Source organism: Tahibacter amnicola, from assembly GCF_025398735.1.
Classification (GTDB): Bacteria; Pseudomonadota; Gammaproteobacteria; order Xanthomonadales; family Rhodanobacteraceae; genus Tahibacter; species Tahibacter amnicola.
Genome location: NZ_CP104694.1, coordinates 1,800,294 through 1,822,013 on the forward strand (window position 1 = coordinate 1,800,294; position 21,720 = coordinate 1,822,013).

The 21,720-nt window shown below is 65.2% G+C and carries 20 protein-coding genes; 11 read left to right on the forward strand and 9 right to left on the reverse strand.

The window, feature by feature from the left end:
- The first annotated feature begins 1 nt into the window (after position 1).
- The 3 genes from N4264_RS07485 to N4264_RS07495 all read left to right on the forward strand — a co-directional run bounded on the left by N4264_RS07485 (position 2) and on the right by N4264_RS07495 (position 4,312).
- Complete coding sequence (locus N4264_RS07485; protein ID WP_261696439.1) at positions 2-2,158, forward strand: TonB-dependent receptor; 2,157 nt, start codon at positions 2-4, stop codon at positions 2,156-2,158.
- An 83-nt stretch (positions 2,159-2,241) separates the two neighbouring features.
- Positions 2,242-3,225, forward strand: a complete 984-nt coding sequence (locus N4264_RS07490) for an MDR family NADPH-dependent oxidoreductase (RefSeq protein WP_261696440.1) — start codon at positions 2,242-2,244, stop codon at positions 3,223-3,225.
- Positions 3,226-3,409: 184 nt separating this feature from the next.
- Positions 3,410-4,312 carry an adenylate/guanylate cyclase domain-containing protein gene (locus tag N4264_RS07495; protein WP_261696441.1) on the forward strand — a complete coding sequence of 301 codons (903 nt, stop codon included), beginning with the start codon at positions 3,410-3,412 and terminating at the stop codon, positions 4,310-4,312.
- Positions 4,313-4,321: 9 nt separating this feature from the next.
- Here the strand turns inward: N4264_RS07495 and ybeY are convergent, their stop codons facing one another.
- The 6 genes from ybeY to miaB form a co-directional block, all read right to left on the reverse strand.
- The gene (gene ybeY, locus N4264_RS07500) at positions 4,322-4,783 is read right to left on the reverse strand and encodes an rRNA maturation RNase YbeY (protein WP_261696442.1); all 462 of its coding nucleotides are present in this window, start codon (positions 4,781-4,783) and stop codon (positions 4,322-4,324) included.
- A gap of 25 nt (positions 4,784-4,808) precedes the next feature.
- Positions 4,809-5,786, reverse strand: a complete 978-nt coding sequence (locus tag N4264_RS07505; RefSeq protein ID WP_261696443.1) for a PhoH family protein — start codon at positions 5,784-5,786, stop codon at positions 4,809-4,811.
- Between the two features lie 35 nt (positions 5,787-5,821).
- A complete protein-coding gene (locus tag N4264_RS07510; protein WP_261696444.1) occupies positions 5,822-6,988 on the reverse strand; it encodes a diguanylate cyclase in 1,167 nt (388 codons plus the stop codon).
- A 219-nt stretch (positions 6,989-7,207) separates the two neighbouring features.
- A complete protein-coding gene (locus N4264_RS07515) occupies positions 7,208-7,771 on the reverse strand; it encodes an outer membrane protein (RefSeq protein ID WP_261696445.1) in 564 nt (187 codons plus the stop codon).
- A gap of 128 nt (positions 7,772-7,899) precedes the next feature.
- A complete protein-coding gene (locus N4264_RS07520; RefSeq protein ID WP_261696446.1) occupies positions 7,900-8,454 on the reverse strand; it encodes a porin family protein in 555 nt (184 codons plus the stop codon).
- A 239-nt stretch (positions 8,455-8,693) separates the two neighbouring features.
- On the reverse strand, positions 8,694-10,022 hold the full coding sequence (gene miaB, locus N4264_RS07525; RefSeq protein ID WP_261696447.1) for a tRNA (N6-isopentenyl adenosine(37)-C2)-methylthiotransferase MiaB: 1,329 nt from the start codon (positions 10,020-10,022) through the stop codon (positions 8,694-8,696).
- 150 nt (positions 10,023-10,172) lie between these two features.
- Here miaB and N4264_RS07530 point away from each other — a divergent pair, with 150 nt between their 5' ends.
- Positions 10,173-11,102, forward strand: a complete 930-nt coding sequence (locus N4264_RS07530; RefSeq protein WP_261696448.1) for a lytic transglycosylase domain-containing protein — start codon at positions 10,173-10,175, stop codon at positions 11,100-11,102.
- Between the two features lie 26 nt (positions 11,103-11,128).
- Here N4264_RS07530 and N4264_RS07535 read toward each other — a convergent pair whose 3' ends face one another.
- Positions 11,129-12,319, reverse strand: coding sequence for a S1C family serine protease (locus N4264_RS07535; protein WP_261696449.1), 1,191 nt, complete (start codon positions 12,317-12,319; stop codon positions 11,129-11,131).
- Between the two features lie 281 nt (positions 12,320-12,600).
- Here N4264_RS07535 and petA point away from each other — a divergent pair, with 281 nt between their 5' ends.
- From petA to N4264_RS07560, 5 genes are all read left to right on the forward strand, one after another.
- Positions 12,601-13,218, forward strand: a complete 618-nt coding sequence (petA, locus tag N4264_RS07540) for a ubiquinol-cytochrome c reductase iron-sulfur subunit (protein WP_261696450.1) — start codon at positions 12,601-12,603, stop codon at positions 13,216-13,218.
- On the forward strand, positions 13,218-14,465 hold the full coding sequence (locus N4264_RS07545) for a cytochrome b (RefSeq protein WP_261696451.1): 1,248 nt from the start codon (positions 13,218-13,220) through the stop codon (positions 14,463-14,465). Before petA ends, N4264_RS07545 begins: the two co-directional genes overlap by 1 nt.
- A complete protein-coding gene (locus N4264_RS07550) occupies positions 14,458-15,294 on the forward strand; it encodes a cytochrome c1 (RefSeq protein WP_261696452.1) in 837 nt (278 codons plus the stop codon). Before N4264_RS07545 ends, N4264_RS07550 begins: the two co-directional genes overlap by 8 nt.
- A 134-nt stretch (positions 15,295-15,428) precedes the next feature.
- Positions 15,429-16,052, forward strand: coding sequence for a glutathione S-transferase N-terminal domain-containing protein (locus tag N4264_RS07555; protein ID WP_261696453.1), 624 nt, complete (start codon positions 15,429-15,431; stop codon positions 16,050-16,052).
- Between the two features lie 22 nt (positions 16,053-16,074).
- On the forward strand, positions 16,075-16,467 hold the full coding sequence (locus tag N4264_RS07560; protein WP_261697589.1) for a ClpXP protease specificity-enhancing factor: 393 nt from the start codon (positions 16,075-16,077) through the stop codon (positions 16,465-16,467).
- Between the two features lie 45 nt (positions 16,468-16,512).
- On the opposite strand, the gene N4264_RS07565 is transcribed toward N4264_RS07560, so the two are convergent.
- Positions 16,513-16,854, reverse strand: coding sequence for a DUF3301 domain-containing protein (locus N4264_RS07565; protein WP_261696454.1), 342 nt, complete (start codon positions 16,852-16,854; stop codon positions 16,513-16,515).
- Positions 16,855-17,175: 321 nt separating this feature from the next.
- Here N4264_RS07565 and N4264_RS07570 point away from each other — a divergent pair, with 321 nt between their 5' ends.
- Positions 17,176-19,800 (forward strand): bifunctional serine/threonine-protein kinase/formylglycine-generating enzyme family protein, encoded by a 2,625-nt coding sequence (locus N4264_RS07570; RefSeq protein ID WP_261696455.1) that lies wholly within the window; start codon positions 17,176-17,178, stop codon positions 19,798-19,800.
- Between the two features lie 117 nt (positions 19,801-19,917).
- Positions 19,918-20,733, forward strand: coding sequence for an FHA domain-containing protein (locus tag N4264_RS07575; protein WP_261696456.1), 816 nt, complete (start codon positions 19,918-19,920; stop codon positions 20,731-20,733).
- 124 nt (positions 20,734-20,857) lie between these two features.
- Here N4264_RS07575 and nadC read toward each other — a convergent pair whose 3' ends face one another.
- Entirely contained in the window at positions 20,858-21,712 is an 855-nt protein-coding gene (nadC, locus tag N4264_RS07580) for a carboxylating nicotinate-nucleotide diphosphorylase (RefSeq protein ID WP_261696457.1), read from the reverse strand.
- Positions 21,713-21,720: the final 8 nt, after the last annotated feature.

Genomic DNA, 21,720 nt, shown 5'->3' on the forward strand with positions numbered 1-21,720 from the left:
CGTGCGGGAGCAGGAAATGATGACCGCGCCGGTCAGAACGAATCAACCCGGTGTGGCGCTGCCGCAGGTTCCGGCGGCCCCTAGGTCGATCGCCCGTCGGGCGACGCTGGCCTTGGCCGTCTGCGCGACTGTCGCCGGCGTTCCACCGATGGTGCATGCCGAGCCGCTGGCCGAAACGCGGTTATCCGCGATCGATGTCGACGAAGTAAATGGCGAAGCGGCCAAGCCCGGCGTGGAGGCTGCATCGGCCGGTATCGTCACGGCGGCCGATCTGCGCGTACGTCCGCTGTCACGTCCGGCGGAGGTGCTGGAGGTGATGCCGGGCCTGGTTGCGACCCAGCACAGCGGCAACGGCAAGGGAAACCAGTATTTCCTGCGTGGATTCAATCTCGATCACGGGACCGATCTCTCCACGACGATCGACGGAGTGCCGAACAACCTGCGCACGCACGGCCACGGGCAGGGCTACAACGACCTCAACGGACTGATCCCGGAACTGATCCGGCGCATCGAGTACCGAAAGGGCCCCTACGCGGCGGACGACGGCGATTTCTCGTCTGCCGGTGCGGCGCATATTCGCTATGTGGATAAAGTTTCCAGGCCATTCGTCGACGTCACGGCCGGCGAGCACGGCTTCGCCCGCGTACTGGCGGCCGGATCGGGCGAGTTCGACCACGACCGGTCGCTCTTGCTCGGGGTGGACCTGGGCCGCAACGACGGTCCCTGGGAAAAGCCCGAAGACGCCCGGCGGGCGTCCGTCATCGCGAAGTTCCGCCAGGGCAATGCCGATACGCGCTGGGGCATCGCATACCTGGGCTACCGCAATCGCTGGGCGTCGAGCGACCAGGTCCCGTTGCGGGCGGTTGAATCCGGCCGCATCGGGCGGTTCGGTCAGATCGACCCGGACCTTGGAGGGGATACGTCGCGACATACCCTCGTGGCCGATGTGACGCATGCGACTGATACCGGCGAATGGCAGGCGAACGCCTACGCGGTTCGCTACCGGCTCGACCTGTTCTCCAACTTCACCTACCTGCTGGAGCACCCGGATGAGGGAGACCAGTTCGCGCAGGCGGACGATCGTACCTACTACGGCGGGGCGCTGACGTATTCGCACCGGTGGACTTCGGGCGAGGTCCTGCACGAACTGGCCACCGGTGCCGAACTGCGCATCGACGATATCGATCGCGTAGGGCTCTATCACACGCGGGCGCGTCAGACGCTGGGTGTCGTGCGGCAGGACCAGGTCGCGGAAACATCCGCCGGCCTGCATGCCAGCCTGCGCAGTCAGTGGACCAGCACGTTTCACAGCGTCGTTGGCCTCCGCGGTGACTACTACGATGCCGACGTCGACAGCCTGCTGTCGCCCAATTCCGGTGCTGCCAGCCAGTTCCGGGCCAGCCCGAAGTTCAGTCTGATGTATTCCCCGGTGGCACCGCTGGCGCTCTATGCCAATGCGGGGCGCGGCTTCCATTCGAACGACGCGCGCGGTGCGACCACCCGCGTCAATCCGCTGGCCCCCTCCGAGCCTGCGCAGCCACTGGATCTCATCGTGCCCACGCGCGGCGAGGAAGTGGGAATCCGCTACGCCCCGGTGCCAAACCTGATGCTCAGTGCCGTGTTCTGGCGGCTGCGCATCGGATCGGAACTGGTGTTCTCCGGCGACGGCGGTTCGACCGAGGCGAGCCGCGCCTCGCGCCGCCAGGGTATCGAGGCGGAACTGACCTACCGGCCATTGCCGTGGCTGCGGCTGGAGGCGGATTTCGCGCGTTCGCAGGCGCGTTTCACGGAATTCGATCCGGCCGGCGACGCCATCCCCGGTGCTATCGAGAAAGTGGCATCCGTTGGCATCTACGTGGACCACGGCGGCCGCTGGTCCGGTGGCCTGCGCTACCGCTATCTCGGCCCGGCACCGCTGGTGGAGGACGGCAGCGTGCGCTCCCGCTCGACCACGCTCGTCAATCTGGATGTCAACTACGCCATCAGTACGAACGCGGCGCTGCGGCTGGAGGTGCACAACCTCCTCGACAGTGACGACAACGACATCACCTATTTTTACGAGTCACGCATGACCGGTGAAACGGATCCTGTCGCGGACATCCATTTCCATCCCGTGGAGCCGCGCACTGTGCGCCTTTCCTGGCGCTACACCTTTTGACGAGCCCTTCCGCGGTTGCAGCGCACCTCTGCGAAGGGGGCGCTGCGGGTGTGGGAGGGCGACGATTGCCGAGGACGGAACCGATGAAGCAGATCCAGTTTGCCCGGACGGGCATCCCCAGCGAGGTCGTGGCGTGCGTGGATGTCCCCGAGCCGGCTTCGCCGGGGCCCGGCGAAGTGCTGGTGCAGGCCCAGGCGTTCCCCATCAACCCGGCCGACATTCTGACGCTGCGCGGCGGCTATGCCCGGCGCGCGGACGGCGTCGGCGTGCCCGGATCCGAGGCCGTTGGCGTGGTCGTGGCGACCGGCGAGGGTGTCGCGAACGTCGCCGTCGGTGATCGCGTCATCTACCTGTGCCGTGACAACTGGTTGGCGTTCAAGTGCGTGCCTGCGCACCAGGTCATGCCGGTGCCACGCCAGGCAGACCTGCTCCAGCTGGCGATGCTCAAAGTGAATCCGGCGACCGCGCACTGCCTGCTGGAACGGTTCGTTGCGCTTGGCGCAGACGACTGGGTGATTCAGAACGCGGCCAATTCCGGCGTCGGCCGCAGCCTCACCCAGTTGGCGCGCCTGCGCGGGATCCGCTCGATCAGCGTGGTGCGTAGGGACGACGTGTCCGCCGAGCTCATGGCGTTGGGGGCTACGGCCGTTCTGCGCGATGGTGACGACCTGGCAGCCCGGGTTCGTGAGCAGACGGGCGGTGCACGCGTCGCGCTGGCGGTGGACGCCGTTGGCGGCGCCGCGACCGCACGCCTGGCGGACGCGGTGTCGGACGGGGCCACCCTGGTCAACTACGGCGGCATGCAGGGCGAAGCATGCATCGTCCGGCCGGATCAGCTGATCTTCCGCGACATCGCCGTGCGTGGCTTCTGGCTGACCCGTACCGTGGAGTCCATGCCCTACGCCGACGCGAAGCTGATGTACGACGCGCTGTCCGGCCACGTGCTGGCGGGCAACCTGCACACGCCGGTGGAGGCGCGCTATCGCGCCGAAGAGATACAGCAGGCCGTGGCGCACGCCGAGCGTGGCGGTCGCCATGGCAAGGTGCTGGTGGAATTCAGCAACTAGCGGTGCGCCGGCCCGATTCGGCGGGTTTGCGCGTCGGGTTGTCCCCCGCGACCTGGCGGTCCGCTCCCCGGCGGGGCGACTGCGGGGGCGGGCGCCAGGACGGGGCTTTGCGCCGCCGGAAGGTGGCGGCCGGCGCCCCGGTGGGCTTCTGGACCTCCGCTGAATCGCCTATGATCGCGCCGAGATGACCCAGCGCCAGCCCTTGACCATCCTCTTTGCCGACGTCTCCGGCAGCACCAAGCTGTTCGAGACCCGTGGCGACGAAACCGCGCGACGGATCGTATCCGGCGTGCTCAACGTCCTGGGGGAGATTACCCAGCATCACGGCGGGCGTGTCATCAAGACCATCGGCGACGAGGTCATGTGTACGTTTCCGGGGCCTCTCAACGGCCTGCTGGCCGCGACGGACATGCAGAAGCGGGTGTCCAGCGACCCGGCGTTCATCCGCGACAACCTGGCCATCCGCGTCGGCCTGCACCATGGCGACACCTTGCTCGAAGACGGCGACGTCTACGGCGATGCCGTGAACACGGCCGCCCGCATGAGCTCCCTGGCCAAGCGTGAGCAGATCGTCACCACGGCCAGTACTGTTTCGGGCGTCACCAACGTGGGGCCGTTGCGCACGCGTGCACTGGGAACGGCGCGGGTCTCGGGCAAACTGTTGCCGATCGAGATCGTCGACGTGATGTGGCAGGAAGACACCTCCAACGTGACCACCGTGCAGCGCGTGGTGAAGCTGGTGGAGCAGGGGCCGCGCAAACAGCGGCTGCTGCTGCGCTATCGCAGCCAGTCGTACGAGATCGACGAGCTGGCACCACCGTTCTCGCTCGGTCGCGAGGCCAGCAATAATCTGATGATCGACGCCGAGTGGGTCTCGCGGACGCACGCGACGATCGAATACAAGCGTGGCCATTGGGTGCTGGGGGACCGTTCCACCAACGGTACCTGGGTCCGCCTGGGCGACGGTGACGAATTGCGGCTGCATCGCGACGAGTTGCACCTGCGGCGCACGGGCACGATCAGCCTCGGCCAGGAAACCTCGCTCAATCCCGACTACGTCCTCACCTTCCAGTGCATGGAAGCGTGATTCGCCGTTTCAGTCGTAGGGATCGCTGATACCCAGCCCGGCCAGCGCGCGCCGCTCCAGGGTCTCCATTGCTTCGGCCTCGTCATCCGCCATGTGGTCGTAGCCGAGCAGGTGCAAGGTGCCGTGTATGGTCATGTGGGCATAGTGGTCGCGCAGCGCCTTGCCCTGTTCACGCGCCTCGCGGGCGACGACCGGTGCGCAGATCACCAGATCCCCCAACAGCGGCAGGCGTAGTCCGGGTGGCAGGTCGGCCGGAAAGGACAGCACGTTCGTGGCGTAATCGCGCTGGCGGTAGGTGCGGTTGAGTTCGCGCCCTTCCGGCGTATCGACGATGCGGATGGTCAGCTCCGCCGCGCGGCGACGACGGGCCACGCGCAGTGCCGCTTCGACCCACGCCTGGAAACTGGCGCGCGTCGGTACACCCGCGCGCGGCAGGCCGCTGGCGCGTGAGACGTGCAGGCTCAGGTTCATGGGCGGGCGGCGGGCGCGGAGTGGATCACTCCTTCGCCCCGCGTTCGTGGCTTTCGTACGCCCGGACGATGCGTTGAACCAGCGGATGGCGAACGACGTCCCGCGCGGTGAAGAAGGTGAAGCTGATGCCGTCGACACCGCGCAGCACATCGATCGCATCGCGCAGGCCGGAGCGCACGTGCTTGGGCAGGTCGATCTGGGTGACATCGCCCGTGACGACGGCAACGGACCCGAAGCCGATGCGTGTAAGAAACATCTTCATTTGTTCCACCGTCGTGTTCTGGGCCTCGTCCAGGATCACGAAGGAGTCGTTGAGCGTGCGTCCGCGCATGTATGCCAGCGGGGCAATTTCAATGACGTTGCGTTCGATCAGCTTGGCGACTTTCTCGAACCCGAGCATCTCGTAGAGGGCATCGTAGAGTGGGCGCAGGTAGGGATCGACCTTCTGGGTCAGGTCGCCTGGCAGAAAGCCCAGCTTTTCGCCGGCCTCGACGGCCGGGCGGACCAGGATGATGCGCTGCACGCGATTGTCTTCGAGCGCATCGACGGCGCTGGCGACGGCGAGGTAGGTCTTGCCAGTACCGGCCGGCCCGATTCCGAAATTGATGTCGTGCGTGGCCACGGCATGGAGATAGCGCGCCTGGTTCGGGCCGCGTCCCTTGATGGTGCCGCGCTTGACCCGGATCACGACTTCCTGCGCCCCTTCGGCGGCGCGCTCGTGCAGGGCTTCAACACCCGATTGCTGCAGATACAGGTTCAACCGATGCGCATCCAGCGTTTCGGTCTCGGTCGATGCGTAGAGTTCATGCAGCAGGCGCATGGTCAGCTCGACTGTGCGATCGTCGCCGATCACCCGGAAGAGGTTGCCGCGGTTGTTGATCTCCACCCCCAGCCGCAGTTCGATCTGGCGCAGGTGTTCGTCGAAGGGGCCAACCAGGTTGGCCAGGCGCTCGACATCGTCGGGCTGGAGGGCAAAGTCGCGATGGGAGAGGGGCGCTGTCATAGGGGCGCGAGGGTAGCGCGCACGCGGAAGCAGCGCTACCCGGACGTCGAGGCGAGGTCCAGCCTGCCAATCGCAGGTCCAACGCTTTCCACCAGGCGCACGCCGCGTCCGTCTTCGCTGCGCAGCGTCGCCGGCGAAATGCCGAGTCCGGAGATTCGCGCGGCACGCGCGTCGTCAGGTCCGGGCAGCACGCCAAAGGCACGGTTGCGGCCGGCTGTCTTGCTCAGGTAGCAGGCGGCATCCGCCAGGCTGAGTGTCTGCTCGATGGATGCCTGCGCCAGCTTTTCGCCCACCCACGGAAAGGGTGCATAGCCGACCGAGCAGGTCACCGTCTCCTGGTGCGGGCCCAGCTGCATGGGTGAGCCGCCGATCGCCTCCAGCAGGCGTTGTGCAGCGGCCGTCGGCTCATCCAGGTCGTAGTAGCGCGCAATGATCAGGAACTCTTCGCCGCCCCAGCGCAACACGGCATCGTCCGCCCGTACTGACGAGCGCAACCGGGCCGCGGTCTCGACCAGGGCGATGTCACCGGCGTCATGGCCGAGCCGGTCGTTGATCTGCTTGAAGTGGTCCAGATCCATCAGGAATACCGTCGTGCGCGCCGGCGCGCGGCGGCGTTCGTGGCTGGCCCGGCGGGACTCGGTATGCTCGTCAAGGAACAATTTCAGAAAGCGGCGATTGCGCAAACCGGTCAAGGTGTCGGTCAGCACCGACTCGGCCAGCTCGCGGTTGATCTGCTCGATCAACCGGTTGCGTTGCTCCAGCTCGGACTGGCTGCGCAGCAGCGCCTCGTAGGCTTCCGCGCGCTCGCGCGCGGCCTTGAGCGCGTTGGCGTGGTAGCGGACGCGGGCGTTGAGTTCCAGGGGGCTGGGCAGTTTCACGACGTAGTCGTTGGCGCCGTACTTGAACGCTTCGACCTTGGTTTCCGGATCTTCCACCGCGGACAGCATCACCACGGGCACGTCGGCCAGCTCGGGCTGCGCGCGGATGCCGCGCAGCACGTCCAGGCCGTTGATCGGGTTCATGTGAATATCGAGGAGAATGACCGCCGGTGCGATCGCGCGAGCCTTCGCTACGGCGCTCGCGGAGTCGTTGTGCAGGTGAATTTCCAGGTCGTCGGCGGACAGCAGGCGCCGTAAGGCTTCGAGAATGACGACCTGATCGTCGATGACCAGGACCTTGGCACGCTCGATTTTCTGGCTCATGCCGCGCACCCCCTGTCCAAGGGGTTCCGGAACGTTGCCAGCGAAACAGTTCGCATGCGGCCAGGCTCCCGATAGCGCGCCGCCGGACCAATGACGCCGGCCGGCGGTGTGATTGAATCACAGGACCGCCAGCCGGCCTAGCGGGGGCGATGCGTCAGCGACGCGACGCCCGGGCATAGCGCCCGGCGGCGCCCCTTGCCGGGGCGTCGACGGGGGGGCTCAGAAGCGGTATTCGGTGCTGATCGACAGTTTGTCCACGTTGTTGGAGCTGCCCGCGCCGACCTTGAAGTAGTCGTAGTTCAGACCCACGCCCCAGTTGGCATTGATGTCGTAGCCGACGCCGACGCCGGCGTACCAGTCCGTGTCGGTGATATCGCCGGCGCCGCGCGTGCCGTCGGAATCGAGGTAGCGGTAGTCGGCCTTCCAGTGGAACAGGCCGGCGCGGGCCGACAGGTACCAGTGGTCATTGAGATTGAAGTGGCCATTGCCGCCGAGCGTCCAACCGGACAGCTCGGTCGAGCCCCTGCTGTGGAAGGTGGGCGACAGGTAGTAGAGCTGATCAACCTGGCCCAGGTCCACATAGCCGCCTTCCACGCCGAAAGAACCCCAGCGGTAGCCACCGTTGATAGCGAAGGCGTTGTCGCTCTCGTTGTAGCCGAGGCTGTCGAGGTCGGACCGGCCTACGCGACCTTCGATGAAGGCTCCGTCAGCCAGTGCGACAGACGGGGCGAACCCGATGAGTGACAGGGCCACTGCCAGGCCCGCCGCAAGATACTTCTTCATTTTTCAGTGTCCGGATAACAGTGGATGGAATTCGTCCAGGGTCTTGCGCGAACGCCTTTTCGTTTCGTGCCGGCCTGAACGGACGACGGCCCTTCCGGGCCGTCGTGGATGTCACAGATAGCGTGCGATCAGAAGCGATATTCGGTGCTGAGCGAGATCTTGTTCACGTCGAAATCGAACACACCCTTCTCAGCGGCATAGTGGTCGTAGTTGATGCCCACGCCCCAGTTGGCATTGATGTCGTAGCCGACGCCGACGCCGGCGTACCAGTCGGTGGAATCGGTATCGCCTTTCATGCGCGGGCCGTTCACCGGGATGGTGTCGATATCGGCGTTCCAGTGGAACAGACCGGCCCGGGCGGACAGATACCAGTGCTCATTGAGGTTGAAATGGCCGTTTGCACCGAGGGTCCAGCCGTCCATGCTGACGCCGTGCTTGCCCGCGCCGATGTAGTTCCTGTCGAACTCGCCCAGATCCACGTAGCCGGCTTCCAGGCCGAACGCGCCCCAGCGATAGCCGCCGTTGATGGCGAATGCGGTGTCATTGTCGTCAAGGCCGTAGTTGTCGAAGTCGGAACGGCCGACGCGACCTTCGACAAAGAGGCCGTCGGCGAGGGCTGTCGCAGGAATAGCGCTGAAAGCGGCCAGGGCGAGCATCAAACTAATAGCAATATTCTTTTTCATGATAGTCCCTTGGGGTCGTCGTGTTGTCGCCGCGTGCTTTCCCCATGCAGTGTCTGCGGCGGGCGAAATATGGGCGAAAGCAGCTGAACCGCCACGCAGCGCGAAGCTGAACGCTTTAGGCGTGGTTCAGAACCATGACGTATGGCCTAGGTGACAGGCGGTTGAGTGCCGCCTGCTTGAGTGCGTCAGCAGCTATCGTCGCGATAGCGGCCGCAGGGACGCGATGCGCGAGGACCGTGTCAGGCGGATGCGATGCGGCCGCGCAACGAATTGGATAGCGCCTCGGTGATCACCACGTCGACGAACTGGCCGATCAGCGACGCGGGGCCGGGAAAGTTCACGTAGCGCATGTTTTCCGTGCGGCCGGTCAGCTCGCTGGCATTCTTGCGGCTGGGCTTTTCGACCAGCACGGTCTGGCGCGTGCCAACCATTGCCTGGCTGATTCTGGCGGCGTTCTCGTTGATATGCGCCTGCAGGCGCAGCAGTCGCTGGCTCTTGACCTCGGCCGGGGTCGTGTCTTCCAGGTTGGCCGCGGGAGTGCCGGGGCGCTTGGAATAGATAAAACTGAAGCTCTGGTCGAAGCCGACGTCTTCGATGAGTTTCATCGTCTTGTCGAAATCCGCATCGGTTTCACCGGGGAAGCCGACAATGAAATCCGATGAGATAGAAATATCCGGGCGCACGGCGCGGAGCTTGCGGATCTTCTGCTTGAATTCCAGCGCGGTGTAGCCGCGCTTCATGGCGGCGAGGATCCGGTCCGAGCCTGCCTGCACGGGCAGGTGCAGGTAGTTCGCCAGCTTGGGCACGCTGGCATAGGCCTCGACCAGGGAATCGGAGAACTCCAGCGGGTGCGAGGTGGTGAAACGGATGCGGCCGATGCCATCGAGCTGCGCGATCGCGTGGATCAGAAGCGCAAGATCCGCAACACCGCCTTCGTGCATGGCACCGCGGTAGGCGTTGACGTTCTGCCCGAGCAGGTTCACTTCGCGCACGCCCTGTTCCGCCAGTGCGGCCACTTCGGCGATGACATCGTCGAACGGGCGGCTGACTTCGTCGCCGCGCGTGTACGGCACGACGCAGAACGTGCAGTACTTGGAACACCCTTCCATGATGGACACGAACGCCGTGGGGCCTTCCGCGCGCGGTTCCGGCAGGTTGTCGAACTTTTCGATCTCGGGGAAGCTGATGTCGACCTGCGGTTTACCCGACTGGCGCTTGGCTTCGATCATCTCGGGCAGTCGGTGCAAGGTCTGCGGACCGAAGACCAGGTCCACGAACGGGGCACGCTTGACGATGCTGTCGCCTTCCTGTGACGCGACGCAACCACCGACGCCGATGATCAGCTTATTGTTGGCCTGCTTGAGTTCACGCCAGCGGCCCAATTGCGAAAACACCTTTTCCTGCGCCTTCTCGCGAATGGAACAGGTGTTGATCAGGATGACGTCCGCTTCAGCCTCATTTTCGGTCAGCTCCAGACCCTGCGCCGCAGCGAGCACATCCGCCATTTTGGACGAGTCGTACTCGTTCATCTGGCAACCGTGGGTTTTGATAAAAAGCTTGCCGGGCATGGGGGCGAAACCAAAAAATCGAGTGAACGCGATAGTTTACGCCCAGATTGCCCGTATCGCCAGTTGCTGCCGGGGAACCCCGGGACGGCCGGATGGTCTTGGAATTTCGCCTTTCCTGTCAGAAACTTGGCCTCCGGAGTTTGGGGACCTATGAAAAACCGCCGCCACCACCGCCTGATCCGTGGGCTCGTCGCCCTTGCGCTGGCGTGCGCCGCCTGGCCCGCTTTTGCCGGCGAACTCTTTCGCTGCAGTGGCAAGAACGGCGAGATGGCCTATACGAACAAACCCGCCGGATACGCCAACTGCGTGAAGGTGGCGGGCTACAAAGAAAACAATGCCAGGCCAGTCACCGCGGCGACCGCGCCCGCCGCGTCCTCGCCCGGGTTTGTGCCCGGCAGTGCGCCGGCGGCGAATGCGAAGCCGGGCCAATGGAACTACCAGGACAGCACCGCTTCCGCGGGAACGCCGCCAGCCGCCGGTACGGCATCAGCTGCGCCCGTGGCGAAGTCCGAGTCGCCCAAGGTGCTGCGGGGCGCGGTGTACAAAGTCAATAAGGCCAACGGCATTACCGAGTACACCAACATCCGTCCCGCCGGAAAGCACTACCAGGTGCTCTTCACCTATATCTCCACGTGCTTCGCCTGCGACGTCCATTCAAAGGTGAACTTCTCGTCGGTGCGCCTCAATCGCGACGCCTATCGAGCCGAGATCGCCGCTGCGGCCGCTGAATTCGGCCTGGATGAATCGCTGCTGCGCGCCGTGGTTCATGCCGAATCCGCATTCAATCCGAATGCGTTGTCGAACAAGGGCGCGCAGGGCTTGATGCAGCTGATGCCGGGCACGGCCGACGACATGGGTGTGGACAACCCCTTCGACGCCGTCCAGAACATCCGCGGTGGTGCCCAGTATCTGTCGCTGCAGTTGAAGAACTTCCAGGGCGACGAACGCCGCGCGATCGCGGCCTATAACGCCGGTCCGGCAAACGTGACCAAGTACGGTGGCGTGCCGCCGTTTGATGAAACCCAGGTCTACGTCTCGCGGGTGTCGACCCTGCGCGACCGCTACCGTCAGACCAACTGACCGGCATTCCCGGCCGGCACGCGCGTTCAGCTCATCGGAATCATGGGCTGGTTGACGACCGGGCGTTGCTTGAGCGTAGCGTCCGTTTCAAAGGGAATGCCGGCGCGAAGGCCGGTGATGTGGACGGTTGTTCCCGGAGCGATCGCGCCCTCCCGCTTGCGCAGGTCCAGGGGATCGGCGATTTCGGCCATGTCGAGCTTGGTGATGACGTCCTCGGGCTGCAGGCCCGCATCCGCGGCCGGGCTGTTGGGATAGATTGCGACGATTTTCGCGCCGCGCTGCGCGCTGCTGACCTCTCCGCCGGAGGCGACGATCACCGGCTCGTACTCGGCGCCCAGCCAGCCGCGCACGACCACGCCGTGGGCGACCAACTGGTCGAACACCTGCTTGGCGGTCGCCGTCGGAATGGCAAATCCGATACCTTCGGTGCCCGTCCGGCGCGCATTGGAGGCCGCCGTATTGATGCCGATGAGATCGCCGTGGGCATTGATCAGGGCGCCGCCCGAATTGCCGACATTGATCGCGGCGTCGGTCTGGATGAACTCCTCCGACGCCCATTGTTCCAGGTGACGTCCGACCGCGCTGACCACGCCCATCGTCACCGTCTTGCCAATACCGGCCGCATTGCCGATGGCAAGGACCACGTCGCCGACGACCGGCGGCGCGCCGTGGGTCAGGTCAACGGTGGGCAGGTCGGTCAGGTCGATTTTCAATACCGCAAGGTCGGTATCGTCGTCGCCTCCGACCAGTTGCGCGGTCGCGAACCGGCCGTCGTGGAGCAGAACCTCGATGTTGTGCGCCTGGGCGATGACGTGGTTGTTGGTCATCACATAACCATTGGCGCTGACGATGACCCCCGATCCGAGGCTGCGCTCCCGCCGCTGCGTCGGCACGATGCTGTAGCCGCCGAGAAGGCGCTGCATGAGGGGGTCGCGCTGGACCAGTCGGGCGGTGGAGGCGACGAACTTCGTGGCATAGATGTTCACGACCGCCGGCGCGGCCTTGGCGACGGCGTCGGCGTAGGAAACCGGGCCGACGCCGGCCGGGCTGGGGAAGCTTGCAGCCGGCGCGGGCGTTGCCGTTGCGGGCGGGATGTTGGCGGGCGTCGGCGCCGGCGCCGGCGTTGCAGGCCACAACCGGGTAATGACGAACGCGGCCGCCAGTCCGACCGTGACTGACTGCAGCAGGAAGGCGAGCGTACGCAACGCAGATTTCATGCGGGATCCGAGCGATGGAGCTGCGCACGAGGGGAAGTGCGCGGCGGGCGAAGTCGGCTGCGCGTTTGATTGTGCGCTGCCTGCCATGCCGCTAAACTAACACGATTTTTGGGGCCAGCCGTCACGTCAGCCGGTCATACCGGCACGGATCCACCGCCCATCGCGGCACGCACTACCCGATGCGCCCCCGGCGGCGCACGTCACTCGCGTTCCCGATGCCCCCGGTCGATTGCTGACAGCCGGTTCCAACCGTATTCCCAAGTATTAAACCGGAGATCCGGATGGCGAACGAAGGCGTCAATCATGGCCGCCGCCGGTTCCTCACGGCCACGACGGCTGTCGTCGGCGGTGCAGGGGCCCTTGTGGCGGCAGTGCCTTTCATCAAATCGTGGTTGCCCAGTGCCCGAGCGAAAACCGCCGGCGCACCGGTGCAGCAGGACATCAGCAAGATCGACGTCGGCCAGATGGTGATCACCGAATGGCGCGGCCAGCCGGTCTGGATCGTCCGCCGTTCGCCGGAGCAGCTGGCCGCGCTGGCCAGCCAGGACGGCCGCCTGCGCGACCCGAAGTCCGAAAACGAAGAACAGCAGCCGAAGTTCGCGCAGAACCCGCACCGTTCGATCAAGCCCGAGTGGCTGGTCATGGTCGGCGTCTGTACCCACCTGGGCTGCTCGCCGAAGTTCCACGGCGACATCAAACCCGAACCGTTCGACGCGGAATGGAAGGGCGGCTTCTTCTGCCCTTGCCACAAGTCGCGCTTCGACATGGCCGGTCGCGTGTACCAGGGCGTTCCCGCGCCGACCAACCTCAAGGTGCCGCCGTACTACTTCACCAACGCGGACAAGACGCTGGTGATCGGCGAGGTGTCCGGCAATCCGGCTGAGCAAGGAGCGGCGTGATGGCGAACACGATCCAGCGCACCGTCGCGAATGTCACGGAGTGGTTCAACTACCGCACCCCGGGCCTGATGCCTGCCTACCGCAAGCACATGTCCGAGTACTGGGCACCGAAGAACTTCAACGTGTGGTACTTCTTCGGTTCGCTCGCCTTGCTGGTGCTGGTCAACCAGATCCTCACCGGCATCTTCCTCACGATGCACTTCAACCCGAGCGCGGCGGGAGCCTTCAACTCGGTCGAGTACATCATGCGCGACGTCGAGTGGGGGTGGCTGATCCGCTACATGCACTCCACTGGTGCATCAGCCTTCTTCATCGTCGTCTACCTGCACATGTTCCGCGGCATCCTGTACGGCTCGGCGCAGAAACCGCGCGAGCTGGTGTGGATCCTCGGCATGCTGATCTACCTCGTGCTGATGGCCGAAGCCTTCATGGGCTACGTGCTCCCATGGGGCCAGATGTCGTTCTGGGGCGCCAAGGTCATCATCTCGTTGTTCGGTGCCATTCCCGTGGTCGGCGACACCCTCGTCGAATGGATCATGGGTGACTACCTGCCGGCCGACGCCACGCTCAACCGCTTCTTCGCGCTGCACGTGATCGCGCTGCCGCTGGTCCTGTTGCTGCTGGTGGTGCTGCACATCGCGGCGCTGCATGAAGTGGGTTCCAACAATCCCGATGGCGTCGACATCAAGAAGACCAAGGATTCCCGTGGTCGCCCGCTGGACGGCATCGCCTTCCACCCGTACTACACGGTGAAGGACATCTTCGGCGTCGGCTTCTTCCTGACGATCTGCGCGTTCGTGATCTTCTTCGAGCCGACCTTCGGTGGCTGGTTCCTTGAGCACGACAACTTCGTCGCCGCCAACAAGATGGTGACGCCGGAGCACATCAAGCCGGTGTGGTACTACACACCGTACTACGCCATGTTGCGCGTGGTGCCGGACAAGCTGCTCGGCGTGCTGGTGATGTTCGGCGCGATCGCGATCCTCTTCCTCGTGCCGTGGCTGGATCGCAGCCCGGTGAAGTCGTTCCGCTATCGCGGCCTGCTGTCCAAGGTGGCGCTCGGCCTGTTCGCCCTGTCGTTCGTATGGCTGGGCAAGATCGGCGCGGGCCCGGGCACGGATCCGGTAGAGACCATCATCGGCCGCGTGCTGACGCTGCTCTACTTCGCCTTCTTCATCACGATGCCGGTGTGGACCCGCATCGACAAGACCAAGCAGGTCCCGGAACGGGTGAAAATGCATGATTAAGGACGCCTTGACCAAGATCGGTCTGACCCTTGCCGTTGCCCTGACGGCCGCCTCTCCGGCTGCCATCGCCAGCTCGGGCGGCGGGGACCTGCAGCCTGCGGGTACCCGAGTTGACAACATCGCCTCGCTCCAGCGCGGCGCCAAGCTCTATTTCAACTACTGCATCGGCTGTCATTCGCTGCAGTACATGCGCTATTCGCGCATCGGTGAAGACCTCGGTCTGTCCGAGGACGTGGTGATGAAGAACCTCAACTTCACCGGCGCCAAGTACGGCGAGACGATCGTCTCCTCGATGCCGGCAGCCGACGCGGAGCGCTGGTTCGGCAAGGCACCGCCGGATCTGTCGCTCGAAGCACGCGCCAAGGGCCCGGACTGGATCTACACCTACCTGAAGTCGTTCTACATCGATCCGGCACGTCCGGTGGGCTGGAACAACTCGGTGTTCCCGGGCGCGTCGATGCCCAATGTCCTGTGGGAACTGCAGGGCACCCAGCACGCCGTCTTCGAGCCAAAGGTCAAGGGCGAGGAAAGCTGCTCCGGCACGGAGGGTGGCTGCAAGAACGGCAAGCGTGAAGTCGAGCACTGCAAGGAAGGCCAGAAGGAACTGGACGGCAAGTGCCTGGTCAAGTTCGAAATTCCGGTGAAGGGCACGCTCAATGAGCATGCCTTCGAGGAAGCGGCCCGCGACCTGACGGCGTTCCTGCAGTATGTCGGCGAGCCTGCCGCCCTCAAGCGCCAGAAACTGGGCGTCTGGGTGCTGCTCTACCTGTCCGTGTTCACCTTCCTGGCCTGGCTGCTCAAGAAGGAATACTGGAAGGACGTGCACTAAGCGTTTCCCCGGCCGGCAGCCCCCAGGCTGCCGGCCGGTGCTTCCTGGCCACGGCTAGGCGAATCTACGGTCAAGTAGTAGATTCGCGCGAGACGGCTCAGATGGGGGCCGGCTCATCGTGGCGGGGGAGAGGCATGGCCTTGAGCACACGTTCGCGCACGGTACTGACGTTGTATTCGGCTCGTGATTGCGTGCATTGCCATCGGATTCGCCTGATTCTCGCGGCGAAAGGCGTTGCCTACGAACTGGTGCTGGTGGATCCGGCAAAGCCGCCGGAGGACCTGATCGATCTCAACCCCTACCATTCGGTTCCCACCCTGATCGATCGCGACCTTGTCCTGTACGAGACCGGCGTAGTGGCCGAGTACCTGGACGAACGCTATCCGCACCCGCCATTGATGCCGATCGACCCGTTGTCGCGGGCGCGGCTGAGGTTGGCAGTGGCGCGGCTCGAGAAGGACTGGTTGCCCCTCGTGGAGCAATGCGCAGGCAACAGCAAGAATGCCGAGGCGGCGCGAAAGCGCCTGCGTGACGACATCCTGGCTGCTTTGCCATTGTTCAAGGCGTCGAAGTTCTTTCTGAACCCGGAGATGAGTCTGGCAGACTGTGCGTTGGCGCCGCTGATCTGGCGCTTGTCCAGCCTCGGAGTCAGCCTGCCGAAAGAGGCGCATGCCATCCAAGATTACGGCGAACGTATTTTCCGCAACCCGGGATTTGCGCGCAGCCTGACCCCAGACGAGAAACTGCTGCGTGACTGACGACAAGGCCGGTACGTCCGGCATGACTTCCAATCGCCCGTACCTGCTTCGCGCCATCTATGACTGGATCAGCGACAACGGACTGACGCCCTACCTCCTGGTCGATGCGTCCTGGCCGGGTGTCCTGGTGCCGCCCCAGGCGGCCAAGGACGGCCGTGTCGTGCTCAATGTCGCGGCGCGCGCCGTCGCCTCATTTGACCTGGGCAAGGACTGGATCCGTTTCCTGGCCCGCTTCGGCGGCGTCAGCCATACGGTCGAGGTGCCCATCGGCGCCGTCCTGGCGATCTATGCCCAGGAAAACGGCCAGGGGATGATGTTTCCGGCGGAAGAAAGCCCGCCGTCGCCGCCATCGCCGACCCGGAGCGAACCCGAGAGCCCGGCAAAAAAGGGCGGGCATCTGCGCGTCATCAAATAGCGCGGATCACACCGGTGTGGTGGGAGAATTTCCGGCCCGTGCGGATCAGTGCAGGGTCGGAGACGACCATACTGCCGGCTCGCTCGGACGAACCGGCAGGGTGAAATCCTCCAGCCGGTCGCCATTGATCCGCAAGCTGCCGCGATGACGGTCACTGCCGTCCGTGCTGACGTCAAATCCATACTGGCGGCGCAAGCCCAGGCGCCCGGACGACTGGCGGACCAGGCTCATGCGCTTGAGCGACACGGACTGGTCCAGAAACTGCAAGCCGGCACGTTCGCAGAGGGTGCGCGTGATCGCCGTGGCGCGGTCCCGGGCGCGCACGGCGTCCTGCCAGACCAATGCCGCGAAACTGACCAGTAAGAAGACGAACAGGGTACTTAGCATCCCCGCAGTGTGGTGCCGCGATCCTACAAACACAACCGTTTCCCGACGCTGCCCACGGCGATTTGCCGTGTGGGCGGTGTCCCCCGGGGGCGTCGAAATCCGATTACCTCACGCTTCCGAAGCCCTCGCCGTTCCCGGAGCATCCATGCAGGCTGAGGCTGGTACGTGTCGAGCCGCCCGTTACGGGGCGACCGGGCAGGGGGTTGCCAATTCCTGGCACAGTCGTGGCCGGGGCTGCGCATCGATTCTCACCCCACACCCGGCCACACCTCATACAATGCCCCCGCATGCGGTAGCGGCAGTACAGGGGAGTGCAAGGCCGTGATCGAAATCGTCGGATACCAGATCAAGCGGGAAATTGGCCAGGGCGGCATGGCGAGCGTCTATCTGGCCGTACAGAGCTCGCTGGAGCGCGAAGTCGCGCTCAAGGTAATGGCGCCCGCACTGGCTGCCGATCCCACCTTTACGCGACGCTTCCTGCAGGAAGCGCGCACGCTGGCGTCTCTGGCCCATCCGAACATCGTGCAGGTGTTCGATGTCGGCGTGACACCCAACCAGCAGCACTATTTCTCGATGCAGTACCTCGCCAACGGCGATTTCGTGGCCCGCGTGCACCGGGGCCTTGACGAAGCCGAACTCAAGCGGATCCTGCAGGGTGTGGCCCGGGCACTGGCCTACGCCCACCAGCGCGGCTATGTCCACCGGGACGTTGCACCCGGCAACATCCTGTTCGATTCGGCGAACAATCCGGTGCTGACGGATTTCGGCATTGCCCTGGCCGCCAGTCAGGCAACACGGATCACCAGCGCCGGTTTCTCGGTGGGCACCAGTCACTACATGAGCCCCGAGCAGGCCCGCGGCGGCGATATCGACACCCGTTCGGACATCTACAGCCTCGGCGTGCTGGCCTGGTACGGGCTCACCGGACACCCGCCCTTCGATGGCTCGGACGGGTTCGCCATCGCGTATGCGCATGTCTTCGAGCCGATCCCGCGCTTACCGCCGAAATTCGCCCATTGGCAGCCCCTTTTCGACCGGGCATTGGCGAAGGACCCGAAAGACCGGTTTGCCGACGTGGAGCAGTTTGCGGAGGCACTGGAAACCATCGGTGTGCCCGACTTGCCGGCCCCCAAGACACTGCCCGAGCCGAACGGCAAGGCAACCGTCGTGACGCGTTCACCGGCCGCCGCGCCTACGCCGGCGGCGGCCGCAAAGGCAGATCCCTCCCGGGCGCCTGCGCCAGCCGCCAAGGCGCCTCCGGCGCCAAAATCGGCGGCAAAGCCCTCAGCGGCGGCAAAACCACCTCAAGTACCTGCGCAATCCGCACCCGCCGCGTCACGGCAGACGGGCTTGTGGCTGGGAATCGGTGCTGTCGCCGTACTGGGGCTGGGCGCCGTCGGTTATCTCCTGACGCGCCCGATGGCGCCGGCCGACGACATGGCTGCCACGGCTCCGGTGCCGGCAAGTGTGGTCTCCACCCCTGCGGCGCCGGCCGTCCCGGCGACAGCCACCCCGTCGACTCCGCCGCCTGCACCGGTCGACACGCCTGCGAGTGCGCCGCCGGTGGACCCGGCCGTGACTTCGGAGCCATTCGCGGCGGCTCTGGCGGCGGTCCCTTCCGACACCGTGCCGCCCGGTGATGCTCCACTGACCGACGTGCTGCCGACAGATTTGCCGCCGGAAGGCGCGGCGGACGTGCCAACCGCCGATGGCATCGAGGCTGCGCCCAATGGGGCGATGACCGACGCCGCCTTCCTCGCCAGCCTGCCCACCGTCGAAGACCCGGTCGCCAAGCTGGTCCGCCAGGGACGGGGCGACCTCACGGCCCAGCGTTACTCGACGCCGCCGGGCGGAAATGCACTGGACCGTTTCCGACTCGCCCTGCGCATTGATGCGCGGGACAAGGGGGCCAAGCAAGGTATTGCCGATACCGCGCGCGCTTACCTGAATCTGGGCAACAAGGCCGCGACGGCGGGTGACCTGGCACTGGCCCGTTCGCACTTCGAGAAGGCGATCGAGATCGCGACATTCGCGCCCCCCGAAAGCAAGCCCGTCACTGACGAGGTCAACCACCGGCGCGCGGCGCTGGCGGGCCCCTTCATCGATGAAGCCAAGCGTGCCGCGGCGGCGTGGGACAAGGAGGCCGCGCAGGCGGCCTATGAGAAGGCGCTGGCCATCGATCCGAAAAACGCCGTTGCGCAGGAAGGGTTGAAAAAGCTGCCGTCGATCGGATCGGCGGGCTTTGTTTTCCGCGACCGTCTCGATGACGGCGGTTCCGGCCCCGAGCTCGTCGTTCTTCCCGGCGCAAAAGTCGCTGCCGGGCGCTACGAAGTCACCCGCGGCGAGTTCCGCCGCTGGTGGACCGCGGCCGGTGCCAAGGTCTTTGGCGCCAAGGAACCCTCCTGCCGCGATCGCGAATCCTTCTTCCGAAGTTCCAAAAAGCGCAATTGGCAGAATGCCGATGTGCAGCAGGAAGACAACCATCCGGTCGTCTGCGTCAGCTGGGACCAGGCGGTGGCGTTCACCCAGTGGTTGTCCCAGCGCAGCGGACACACCTACCGGCTCCTGACCAATGCCGAGTGGGATGCGCTGTCGCGCGACGCGAAGCCCGCATCGTGCAGCACCGCCAACCTGGCCGACGCGGCATTCAACAGCACGTTCGAAGCCCGCTCGGGCGCCGCCTGCGAAGACGGTTTCGCGGGTACGTCGCCGGTCGGCCGCTATGGGGCCATCGCCAACGGGCTCTACGACGTTGACGGCAACGTGCGGGAATGGGTCAATTCGTGCCAGGCCGGCGCGACATCCTGTCGTGAACACCGGATGCGTGGCCGCAGCTGGATGTCGCCGCCCGACAAGGAGACAGTGGCGTTCACCGACACCGTGGCATCGGACGTCGCGTCCAATAACGTCGGCTTCCGCGTCGCGCGCGAGCTTGGCGGGCGTTGATCGCCCGATCGCCTCCCGCGCGCGCTTGCGCAAGGCGTCCGGGGCCGCCTAAGCTCGGTGCGTTCTCCGCCGGGGGTCGGCGGAGCGACCACTACAAGCTCTTCCAAGAGCATGATCATGGGGCAGGATCGAATGAAGCTGACTTTCCCGAACGGCGAGCACGAACCGGTTACGCTGGGCGAAGGCATTACCGCGATCGGGACCAGTGCGGAGTGTCCGATCGTGCTTGCAGCGCCAGGAATCGCTCTGCGTCACGCGGAAATTCACATGCGGAACGGCCAGGCGCTGGTGCGCGTTCCTGATCCGCGCAACGTCGTCGTGCTCAACGGCCGGCAGGTCACCCAGGACATGGCGATCAAGCCCGGCGACCTGCTGCTGTTCGCCAAGGTGGGCTGCCAGGTGATGGCGCCTCCCGAGCGCGCTGCACCGACGCCGCCACCGCGCCCGGCCACCGGGACGGGCGAGGAATCCGACGGACGCACCCGCATCCGGCAAGCCTTGCCAAAATACATGCTGCGTGGGGTGTCCGGTTCCACGTTCGGTAAGACGTATGCCCTGGTGGGCACTATGACGGTCGGTCGCCAGCAGGACTGCGACATCAGCATTCCCGGCGACGAGATCTCGCGTCACCACGCGAAGCTGCAGGTGTTGCCGGACGGCGTGATGGTCGAAGACATGGGCTCGGCCAACGGTACCTTCATCAACGACAAGCGCGTGCATAGCGGCGTGATCAAGCCCGGGGAGGAATTGCGCCTGGATACGGTGCGTTTTCTCCTGATGGCCCCGGGCATGGAAGTGAACAAGCCCGCCGCCGCACCACCACCGCCGGCACCTGAGCCGAAGTCCGGCCCTGGGGCAGGGTTGTGGGTCGGGGTTGCCGTGGTGGTGTTGGCCGCCGCAGCCGGTGCCGCGAAGTTCTTCGGGCTGTTCTGACCAGCGGCAGCGCGATTGCCTGAAAGTGTGTTCCTGGCAGGTCCAGTACGGGCGTTCCGCACTGGATCTCGCTGTTGCGCCAGACGCTCAGGACGATCGGCGGCAGTGCGTCATCGGCGCACGATCACAAGCCAACAGCGACCCGCATCGAGAGATCGATCGCGCGCACGTGCTTGGTCAGCGCGCCGATCGAGATGAAGTCGACACCGGTCTGCGCGATCGCGCGTACGCGTTCGAGGCTCACGCCGCCGGAAACCTCCAGCGGTACGCGGCCGGCGACGTCGGCGACCGCGCGGCAGAGGTCGTCGTCGGAGAATTCATCGAGCATGATGCGGTCGACGCCGCAGGCGAGTGCCTGGTGTAATTCGTCAAAATTCTCCACTTCCACTTCGAGCAGGAGATCCGGGAAGTGCGAGCGCGCGGCGCGGACCGCGGCCGCGAGCGAGCCGGCCGCCGCAATGTGGTTTTCCTTGATGAGAATGGCATCGAACAAGCCGATGCGATGATTCCATCCGCCGCCGCAGCGCACGGCGTACTTCTGCGCGAGGCGCAGGCCCGGGATGGTCTTGCGCGTATCCAGGATGCGCGTCCGTGTCCCTTCGACAGCGGCGACATGGCGCGCCGTGACGGTGGCTGTCGCGGAAAGGGTCTGTACGAAATTCAGTGCGCAACGCTCGCCGCTGACGAGGGCGCGCGCATTGCCGCGCAAGGAAACGAATTTCTGGTTCGGAAGAAGGCGGTCGCCATCGGACGCGTGCCACTGGATGACCACGGCCGGATCGAGCGCCCGGAAGCAGGCATCGAACCACGCCTGACCGCAGAGAATGGCTTCTTCGCGGGTGATCACGAAGGCTTCGGCATTGACGGTGTCCGGCAGCAGCTGCGCGGTGGCGTCGCCGCTGCCGATGTCCTCGTCCAGCGCGCGCTGCACGTCCGCCCGGATGGCCGCCGCCTCGGGCAGCTGAAAAGTGGAATTCATCGCGTCCT

Bases quoted from the DNA above. Each gene is read 5' to 3' on its own strand.
- N4264_RS07490 (WP_261696440.1), top strand. From the start codon at position 2,242: ATGAAGCAGATCCAGTTTGCCCGGACGGGCATCCCCAGCGAGGTCGTG.
- N4264_RS07495 (WP_261696441.1), top strand. From the start codon at position 3,410: ATGACCCAGCGCCAGCCCTTGACCATCCTCTTTGCCGACGTCTCCGGC.
- ybeY (WP_261696442.1), bottom strand. From the start codon at position 4,783: ATGAACCTGAGCCTGCACGTCTCACGCGCCAGCGGCCTGCCGCGCGCG.
- N4264_RS07505 (WP_261696443.1), bottom strand. From the start codon at position 5,786: ATGACAGCGCCCCTCTCCCATCGCGACTTTGCCCTCCAGCCCGACGAT.
- N4264_RS07510 (WP_261696444.1), bottom strand. From the start codon at position 6,988: ATGAGCCAGAAAATCGAGCGTGCCAAGGTCCTGGTCATCGACGATCAG.
- N4264_RS07515 (WP_261696445.1), bottom strand. From the start codon at position 7,771: ATGAAGAAGTATCTTGCGGCGGGCCTGGCAGTGGCCCTGTCACTCATC.
- N4264_RS07520 (WP_261696446.1), bottom strand. From the start codon at position 8,454: ATGAAAAAGAATATTGCTATTAGTTTGATGCTCGCCCTGGCCGCTTTC.
- miaB (WP_261696447.1), bottom strand. From the start codon at position 10,022: ATGCCCGGCAAGCTTTTTATCAAAACCCACGGTTGCCAGATGAACGAG.
- N4264_RS07530 (WP_261696448.1), top strand. From the start codon at position 10,173: ATGAAAAACCGCCGCCACCACCGCCTGATCCGTGGGCTCGTCGCCCTT.
- N4264_RS07535 (WP_261696449.1), bottom strand. From the start codon at position 12,319: ATGAAATCTGCGTTGCGTACGCTCGCCTTCCTGCTGCAGTCAGTCACG.
- petA (WP_261696450.1), top strand. From the start codon at position 12,601: ATGGCGAACGAAGGCGTCAATCATGGCCGCCGCCGGTTCCTCACGGCC.
- N4264_RS07545 (WP_261696451.1), top strand. From the start codon at position 13,218: ATGGCGAACACGATCCAGCGCACCGTCGCGAATGTCACGGAGTGGTTC.
- N4264_RS07550 (WP_261696452.1), top strand. From the start codon at position 14,458: ATGATTAAGGACGCCTTGACCAAGATCGGTCTGACCCTTGCCGTTGCC.
- N4264_RS07555 (WP_261696453.1), top strand. From the start codon at position 15,429: ATGGCCTTGAGCACACGTTCGCGCACGGTACTGACGTTGTATTCGGCT.
- N4264_RS07560 (WP_261697589.1), top strand. From the start codon at position 16,075: ATGACTTCCAATCGCCCGTACCTGCTTCGCGCCATCTATGACTGGATC.
- N4264_RS07565 (WP_261696454.1), bottom strand. From the start codon at position 16,854: ATGCTAAGTACCCTGTTCGTCTTCTTACTGGTCAGTTTCGCGGCATTG.
- N4264_RS07575 (WP_261696456.1), top strand. From the start codon at position 19,918: ATGGGGCAGGATCGAATGAAGCTGACTTTCCCGAACGGCGAGCACGAA.
- nadC (WP_261696457.1), bottom strand. From the start codon at position 21,712: ATGAATTCCACTTTTCAGCTGCCCGAGGCGGCGGCCATCCGGGCGGAC.